We start from the raw sequence: 8,102 nt of genomic DNA on the forward strand, positions 1-8,102 counted from the left end.
ATTGCCCTATCCTCCTGGCAGGTAAAGCTATTTAAAGTATTGCCATTTTAGTTAGGTAAAAACCATTTACACAAAACTATTTACATTCCCTTTTCTTGAGCCTTTTATCTTCTCTAAAGCCCAAAAATTCGTTGCTGATTCGCGCGATAAAGATCCTCTTTCGCGAATAATTACTGCCATTAATAATGGAGCATGGAAATGCATGCATTGTCAGGAATGTGTCACCAAGTGTCCGAAAGGCTTATCTCCGGCTGATGATATTTCTTTTATTCGTCAGTTTGCAATAGCTAATGGGATTAGAGATAATGCTGGTACCCGTCATGCTAAATCCTTTTTGGACGATATTCAAAAAACCGGCCGGTTAAACGAGGCCTTGATGTTTATAAAAACTGAAGGATTGCTAGGATCATTAAGTAGCATCCCAGTGGCTTTGCGCTTGGTAAGAAAAGGGAAACTACGTTTGAGGCATGTGTTGCCCAAACCTATAAAGGAAATCGAACAGGTTCGCACAATAATTAAAGTTATACAAAAAAATAGTCAAGAAAAATTGAATGAAAATACGTCCAAAACAGATGTTAGCAAAATCTATCAAAGAGGGCAGGATCGAACAGGCTTGCAAAATAATTAAAGTAATAACAAGAAAACTTAAAAAGGGGAGTAAGTATAATATGAAATACGCTTTTTTCCCTGGCTGCGTTTTACAAGGTGCAAGCGAAGAAGCTTATGCAGCAACGATGAAAGTAGCTGATGCCTTGGGAATAGAATTAGTGGAAATTCCGGGTTGGACTTGCTGCGGAGGTTCCCACCTTCAGGATTACGATGGAACGGTTGCTTTAGCAGTTAATGCGAGAAATATTGCTCTGGCTGAAAAGCTGAATCTACCAATTCTTACTGTATGTAGCACTTGTACACTTATGTTAAGGGAGGCCAAGCATAAGCTGGATAATGGTAAAAAGGAATTTATAAATCAAGCTCTGCAACAAGGTGGATTAGTTTATAAAGGGACTAGCCAAGTTACCCATTTTTTATGGGTGCTGATTAATGATTATGGGTTAGAAAAGTTAAAGAAAAAAGTCCAAAAACCGCTTAAAGGACTGAAAGTTGCGGGATATTATGGGTGCCATATTTTACGTCCTCCTAGCATTATGAATTTTGAAGATTATGCAAATCCTCATTCCCTTGAAGATTTGATCAAAACCTTGGGTGCTGAGCCTGTTGTCTTTGATGCTCGTTTGAAATGTTGCGGTTTTCATGCGCTTTTAACTAGTAAGGCTGATGCAATTAAAGCTACTGGGAAAATTAATCTTAGTGCGATTAATGCTGGTGCGGACTGCACTGTTACTCCGTGCCCTCTCTGTCAGATGCAGCTTGATATGTATCAACCGGAAGGAAAAAAAGCGGTCGGTGCCGAAAAAGAGATTCCTTCATTACACTTTACTCAACTAATAGGATTAGCTCTAGGCTTTACTGCAGAAGAGCTTGGGTTGAAACGGCATATTGTAGAAACTTCAGTTGTTTACGCTGCCCGTTAAAAAAGGTAGATAAATATTTATTAGTGAAAGATAATGTGAGTAAAAAAGATTAGAGTTTTTACCGCTTATTGAGGTATAAAAACCGCAGAATTATAACAAGTTCTGCGGTTTTTGCCTACTTGGCACGAGTATAGGCCAGATTGGATTTAAATCATTAAATATATTCCTAATTTTAAAAATTTTTTGGGGCTATGAAGGAATTTTAAAATTTTTGTCGAAATATAGAAGCAAGTAAGAACGGTGTATGATAATATCAAACGACTAGCTAGCCTATAAATAGTTGTATTAATTGTGTGAAATTATTTAATTTCTAATTTTTTATTCAATTTAATAAAAACGTCATACGATATTATCAAACAAAACATAAGTCCTTAAATAATATGTGAATGTGAAGTTAAAAACGAATGGTGTTATAAATTTATTTCTCAAATGTGAACGGAAGGGGTGATTAAAGAAGGGAGTATTGTTGTTTATTTTGAGTTTTTGTTGAATTTTATAATTTGATTCGGGTTATGGAGGTGAAACAAGAAGAAAATATCGGCTACAAGATTTGCAGTAATTGTAGGGAAAAACAATAAAAATATACAGGGCAAGGAGGTAAAATGATGAGTGCTTCTAATAACCTAATGGAGAAAGGTTATAATATTGGCGAAAGTTTTAAAGAACTCGTTAAAAATCTTTCTTTTCCCGGCTTAACTACTGGCTTAATCGGTGCCTTGTTTAGCAGTATGGGGCCCGGCTTGATTGTAATGAGCGCGGCCAAGCAAGGTAACCTTCCGGATAATATAGCTGTATCCTGGATTTTTGCTATCTTCTTTTTTGCTGGGTTAGCGACGATGTTTATGTCTCTCTATTATCGTGTTCCCATAGTAATTGCGTACAGTATACCGGGTTCAGTGTTAATTGGCAAGTATTTAGCTTCTGGTGGAAATATACACGAAGCGGTTGGTGTTTATTTTAGCATAGCTGTGCTTGTTATTATCCTTACGGCTACAGGTGTTATTAAAGCTGTAATAGAACATATACCAATTCCTATAATGCTGGGGATGGTTGGCGGAGTACTTTTGAGCTTTGGATTAAATGCTTTTACAGGTGCTTTGACCACGCCTGCAGTTTATGGCATAATGGTAATTATTTATTTTATATGGTACTATTTCAAAGGGTTATCAAGTAAGATACCTGGAGTTGTGGTATCACTGATTGTTGGTGTACTATTGCTAAAATACTTTGGATTAACAAAGAGCGTTCCTATACAATGGGAAGTTGCAAAGCCTGTAATTGTTTCTCCCAGTTTTAGTTTAAAAGGTTTACTCACCTTGGGAGTTCCACTGTTCTTTATGGTAGTTGGTGTCCAAAACATCCAAGCGGTTGGGGTATTATTATCCAGAGGATATAAGCCCCCAATTAATGCGATGTATTTTATTCCTTCGATTGCTACATTTTTTAATGGTTTGTTTGCTGGTCATACTGCGGTAACGGCAGGCCCAAGTACTGCTATTTGTTCTAGCGATATTGCGGGACCCAAAGAATACCGTTGGATTGCTTCTTTCTTCGAAGGAGTTTTTTGGGTTTTAGTGGGCTTATTAGCGAAAGTTGGCGTTGAAAGTGCTAAGTTGGCTCCCAAGGAATTTATGCAAGTTGTAGCAGGACTTGCCATGTTTGAAGTGTTTATAAGTGTTTTTGAAGGTGCATTTAGTCAAAAGTTTCGCAAGGGAGCAATGGTAGCATTTTTTGTAGCTGCCAGTGGTGTTTCTTTATTTAATATTGGTGCTCCTTTCTGGGCAATTGTATTTGGCGTCCTAGCTTCACTGATAGCTGAAAAAGGTGATTTTAAAAAAATAAATAATGAACAGCAATAAAGTATTGCTAAAAGATAATAGATGAATTTAAACACCATCTGTGGGGGTGTTTCGGCGACACTCCCACCTCCCTTTTTTCTTTCCAACTTAAGAATTGAAAGAAGGTGTTAATTTGAAAGATAAGTTAATTCATCGGATAAAAAAAATACAGAAGCTAATGGCCGAAAAAGATATAGATATTTTGGTGGTAGTAAATCGCGAAAACCTTATTTATTTTACTGGCTTAACGCAAATTGAATGTATGGCTGTTTTAATTCCATTAGAAAGTGATCCATGTGCTATAACTCTTTGGCTCGATGCTGATTACGTAGAGCAAGAATCAGGGTTAAAAACTTTTGGCTATTTCTTTCCCCAAGAAAGCTTGGGTAGTAAGGTTGTGGAGCGAATCAAAGCTTATGGTTTTCACGCTCCCCGGATTGGATTTGAAAGATATTTTGTGCCTTTTGCTTTTTATGATGTTTTGCGGCAAAACTTTCCGGAGTCAAACTTTATTGATGCGGCTGATTTATTTTACCGTGCCCGGGCTGTTAAGGAACCAACTGAAGTGGAAATGATTCGGAGAGCAGCTCTTGCTGTTTGTAAAGGAATGGAGGCTGCTATAAAAACAATAAGGCCGGGAATAAGTGAGCTCGATGTATTAGCAGAAGCTGAATATGCTATGTTAAAGGCGGGTTCAAATGGTTTACCTTTTCGACCACAAATTGTTTCTGGTAATCGTTGCCTGCTTACTCACCCTCATGCAAGTACTAAATTAATTGAAGAAGGTGAGGTTGTTGTTGTTCACCTTGGTGCAACTTACAATGGTTACTGTGCCAAAATGTGTCGTACTGTTGCTGTTGGAGAAATTTCTGCTGCACAAGAAATGGTCTTTAATCTTTTGTTAGAAGCACAGGAAAAAGCTATTGCAACCTTGAGGCCTGGTTCAAAAGCCTGGGCAGCAGATGAGGTTGCCAGAGAAGTGATCAGAAGGGCAGGTTTTGAGGAATACTATCTTGATGTTATAGGATATGGGGTTGGATTACGACAATCGGAGTTTTACCCAATTATAGGAAAAGGACGTCAGGATATTATTGAGGTTGGTATGGTAGTAGACTTATTATTACCAACTATATATCGTAAGGATATTGGAGGTCCAAGGATAACTGATGTAATTTACGTTGGCGAGCGAGAAAATGAAATACTAACCGATTATCCCAGGAAATTAATTAGAGTGTAAAAAAGGTCGAACTTTAAAAAATAAAATTTTTATATAAATTTGAGAGGATTTTAAAAATTTATGTTGAAATTATACACTAAAGTAAAGGGGGAAAAGAATACAGCTGAATTATGAATGTAATAATGATGGAAGGTTGAAGTTAATGAAAAAAAACAATAATAATGATACTCTTATTCAATCGGTAGATCGGGCTTTAAGAATATTAGATACTTTTAGCCTTAAAGAGAAGGAATTAGGTGTTACGGAAATTGCCAATCGTTTGGGCTTGCATAAAAGTACTGTCTTTGGATTACTCAGGACACTTGAGCATTGGGGATATGTTGAACAAAACCAAGTTACTGGGAAATACCGTCTTGGTCTTAAACCATTAGAGTTGGGGAATCGAGTAAAAGAAGGTCTAGATTTAAGGGCTGTAGCTTTGCCATTTTTACAAGATCTTGTTGAAAGATACGGGGAAACCGTTCATTTGGCTGTTCACGACCGCGGAGAAATTGTCTATATTGAAAAAGTGGAAGGTCCAAACGCCATTCGAATGTACTCGCAAATTGGGCGACGGGCTCCAATGCATTGTACTGGCGTAGGTAAAGCTATCCTTGCTTTTAGACCCGAGAAGGAAATTGAAGAAATAATTCGCTCAAAGGGGCTTAAATATTTTACTCCTAACACGATTACAGATCCCAAGAAATTACATGAAGAACTAAGTTTGATAAGGGAAAATGGTTATAGTCTTGATAGAGAGGAAATTGAGATAGGGTTAAGATGTGTTGCAGCTCCTATAAGAGATAGCCAGAATAAAGTTATTGCTGCTATTAGTGTTGCAGGTCCTTCAATGCGCATGACCGAGGAAAAAATACAAGAATTAATTGTTAGTGTAAAAGAAGCTGCCTTAGAAATATCAAAGCGTTTAGGCTATCAAACAACAAGTAGGTAGTTTTATTTTGTAACAAATTACTTTTAGTATGCCAACAAATCAAAACACAGTTTGATAATACAAAACATACCAAGTGAATATAAAGGAAGGAGGAAAGGCAGTTATGGTATTAAAATAAAAGTAGTTGTTAATATTCTTTTTTAAATACCAACAAAATTACTATTGCAAGGAGGAGTTTTATGCGAGTTGTTAATATGCTTGCGCAGGTTGATTATGATAAGTGTATTGGATGTCAGACATGTGCTAAAGTTTGCCCGGTTTTGGCTATTAAAATGGAGAACAAAAAACCGGTAATCAATGCTGAAATGTGTAGGGGCTGTGCAGCTTGTGAGCAAAGATGTCCGCAATATGCTATTAAAATGGTTAAAAGGGAAGAACCTTTTACAGTTTATGTTGATCCTTCAACAGTAGATGCAGAAAAAATTGAGGAATTATGTAAAAAAGCTCGCCTGCATCCGGAACAAATTATTTGTTATTGTACAGCGACCAGAGCAGAAGAAGTTGCGGCAGCTATTTTAAAAGGAGCTAAATCGCCAGAAGAAATTTCCTTACAAACGGGTGTTCGTACAGGGTGTAAGGTCGAATGCATTGAGCCAATTTTACGGTTACTGGAAGCTGCGGGCATTAATCCTGAAAAACCAGATGGCTATCAATGGTATGGAAGAACACCAACTGTTTGGGAAATTCCTGAAAGCGTAAAAGAAAAATATTCAAGTAGAGGATTCTATTTTGAAGAAGATATTAAATTACTGGACAAGGTTTTAGCGGCAAACAGCAGCAGAAAGGAGGATAAGTAAATGGCTGCTAAGGTAATTTCTCCTATTAAACCTAGAGTTTCGCAATATGGTGTTGATCCCAAGTATGTTACCAAAAGAATTTCTGATTATCCGGAAATGACAAGTGTAAAGCTAAAAGAGTTGTTCGCGGATACCCCGGATGTGATTTATCCTTCGGAAAAAGGGATTGCGGCGATTCGCGAAAATGTTATTAAGGCTCTGGAAAAAGTTGATATGAGCATGATAAAACCAGGTGATTCGGTTAACATCCTGGCATCCCACCATGGATTTACCTTGCTTGGCGGTGAACCCTATGCTGAGGTATTAAAGACGGTAAGGGAAGTTATTGCCGAAAGAACTGGAGCAACGGATATTAGACTGCGGGCAGGAGTTGGTCTACGCTTCAGGGAAACAGAGGAATATATTAAAGCCTTTGGTTTAGATGTGGCATTTAACGGAAAAGCTAAAGGGGTAGCTCCCATAGATAAAGGAATACCAATTGAAACTGAAATAGGAACTCTTTATGGAATTGCAGCGGTCTACGATGCGGACTGGATTGTCCATGTCCATAACAGCGACGTACGTGAAGTCCACTTCCACCGGCACGTTGACCGGGCAGTAAAACCGTTTGGTATGTCCTATGCCCGGATAGAGACCAGATCAACGTATCACCAAAACCTTGGGCCTAGAGGAGCAAATTTCACAGCCCGGGCAATTTTTGCCTCCGAGTTCGTGCAAAGTAAATTTGCCTTTGCGACTTTCATGAATATGTCGCCGGCGGGAGTAGTATCTATTGAAGCCGATAATGACCTACTTGCTTTAAACGAAAAAATTACTGCTGATGGTTTGCGATATTACGGAAAGATTATGACCTTGCTTGGTGAAATTGACGAATGTATAGCAGGCTTGGATTTTCCTGCGCCTGTACCGTATGTTTTTGCTGCAGGGGTAATTTTTGCTAACTTTGTTGGAGCAAACGTTGATCTTTTTGACCTGGATAACCCTCTTCCACCGTACACCTGGTATACTGAAGCTTTTTACGATAAGTCAGGGAAGCCATTAATTGAAAATGTACCACCAGTAAATCCTGCCATTAAAATGGTTGTCCATAATTATGCCTGGGGTGGATATCCCAGCGCGTTTTTTGCCCATCAAATACCGACGGTAGTAGTGGGACGGGAGCAAGCTGATTTAATGGACCGAGACCCGCAAAACTTGGATTATATGAAGTATGCAGTAATTGCCAGAGACTTAGATTCGGCAATGGCTTATGCTTATAAAGTAGCAAAAACGGATAAGGTTATCATTTTTGACGGGGCTGCTGGTGGTTTGAACTGTAGTGAAAGCTTAGCTGAATATTTAAAAGCAAAAGCTCCCGAAGTAAGTAGAAGAGTAGACCAGGAGTTGCTGCCCAAGTGGTTACGTCAGCGGGGTATAGATCCCAACATTTTTAAGAAATAACAAGCAGAGAAATTAAATGTTGAAAAAGCTCGCTATTTAAAAAAGGCGCTCCTTTCTGTTTTAAGCACCTAATGGCGGGTTAAAAAATGCAGAAAGGAGCCCCTCCATTTTTAAAATTGGATTGTGGAGGCAAATATGAATTTCAATAACTCTGGAGACATTCGCGATATCTTATTTTCTAAAATAATGCAAAAGCATTACACAGCTCAGATTCAAGCTGAAAATGGCGGGATTATTGAGACCCCTGAAAAAAGTATTATAAAAAATAGAAAATGTAGAATAAAATAACAATAGCCCCTAAATTTATGATATAATTTATGTATAATA

General features: G+C 38.0%; 8 protein-coding genes. All 8 read left to right on the forward strand.

What is annotated here, in order from left to right; translation table 11 throughout:
• Positions 1 to 202 precede the first annotated feature (202 nt).
• The 8 genes from cpu_RS08080 (at position 203) to cpu_RS13660 (ending at position 8,063) form a co-directional block, all read left to right on the forward strand.
• Complete coding sequence (locus tag cpu_RS08080) at positions 203 to 628, forward strand: hypothetical protein (protein ID WP_200800663.1); 426 nt, start codon at positions 203 to 205, stop codon at positions 626 to 628.
• Positions 629 to 668: 40 nt separating this feature from the next.
• Positions 669 to 1,532 (forward strand): CoB--CoM heterodisulfide reductase iron-sulfur subunit B family protein, encoded by an 864-nt coding sequence (locus cpu_RS08085; RefSeq protein WP_075859518.1) that lies wholly within the window; start codon positions 669 to 671, stop codon positions 1,530 to 1,532.
• A gap of 605 nt (positions 1,533 to 2,137) precedes the next feature.
• On the forward strand, positions 2,138 to 3,391 hold the full coding sequence (locus tag cpu_RS08090) for a benzoate/H(+) symporter BenE family transporter (protein WP_075859519.1): 1,254 nt from the start codon (positions 2,138 to 2,140) through the stop codon (positions 3,389 to 3,391).
• A 112-nt stretch (positions 3,392 to 3,503) separates the two neighbouring features.
• A complete protein-coding gene (locus tag cpu_RS08095; protein WP_075859520.1) occupies positions 3,504 to 4,607 on the forward strand; it encodes a M24 family metallopeptidase in 1,104 nt (367 codons plus the stop codon).
• A gap of 142 nt (positions 4,608 to 4,749) precedes the next feature.
• On the forward strand, positions 4,750 to 5,538 hold the full coding sequence (locus cpu_RS08100) for an IclR family transcriptional regulator (protein ID WP_075859521.1): 789 nt from the start codon (positions 4,750 to 4,752) through the stop codon (positions 5,536 to 5,538).
• A gap of 179 nt (positions 5,539 to 5,717) precedes the next feature.
• Positions 5,718 to 6,335, forward strand: coding sequence for a (2Fe-2S)-binding protein (locus cpu_RS08105; RefSeq protein WP_075859522.1), 618 nt, complete (start codon positions 5,718 to 5,720; stop codon positions 6,333 to 6,335).
• Positions 6,336 to 7,775: a hypothetical protein gene (locus cpu_RS08110; RefSeq protein WP_075859523.1), complete on the forward strand. Its 1,440-nt coding sequence runs from the start codon at positions 6,336 to 6,338 to the stop codon at positions 7,773 to 7,775. It abuts the gene before it with no gap.
• A gap of 135 nt (positions 7,776 to 7,910) precedes the next feature.
• The gene (locus cpu_RS13660) at positions 7,911 to 8,063 is read left to right on the forward strand and encodes a hypothetical protein (RefSeq protein ID WP_159433990.1); all 153 of its coding nucleotides are present in this window, start codon (positions 7,911 to 7,913) and stop codon (positions 8,061 to 8,063) included.
• The last annotated feature ends 39 nt before the right edge of the window (positions 8,064 to 8,102 follow it).

Source organism: Carboxydothermus pertinax (assembly GCF_001950255.1).
GTDB classification, from domain to species: Bacteria; Bacillota; Z-2901; order Carboxydothermales; family Carboxydothermaceae; genus Carboxydothermus; species Carboxydothermus pertinax.

Coding starts and splice junctions, on each gene's coding strand:
- cpu_RS08090 (WP_075859519.1), top strand. CDS start 2,138: ATGAGTGCTTCTAATAACCTAATGGAGAAAGGTTATAATATTGGCGAA.
- cpu_RS08110 (WP_075859523.1), top strand. CDS start 6,336: ATGGCTGCTAAGGTAATTTCTCCTATTAAACCTAGAGTTTCGCAATAT.
- cpu_RS08080 (WP_200800663.1), top strand. CDS start 203: ATGCATTGTCAGGAATGTGTCACCAAGTGTCCGAAAGGCTTATCTCCG.
- cpu_RS08105 (WP_075859522.1), top strand. CDS start 5,718: ATGCGAGTTGTTAATATGCTTGCGCAGGTTGATTATGATAAGTGTATT.
- cpu_RS08085 (WP_075859518.1), top strand. CDS start 669: ATGAAATACGCTTTTTTCCCTGGCTGCGTTTTACAAGGTGCAAGCGAA.
- cpu_RS13660 (WP_159433990.1), top strand. CDS start 7,911: ATGAATTTCAATAACTCTGGAGACATTCGCGATATCTTATTTTCTAAA.
- cpu_RS08100 (WP_075859521.1), top strand. CDS start 4,750: ATGAAAAAAAACAATAATAATGATACTCTTATTCAATCGGTAGATCGG.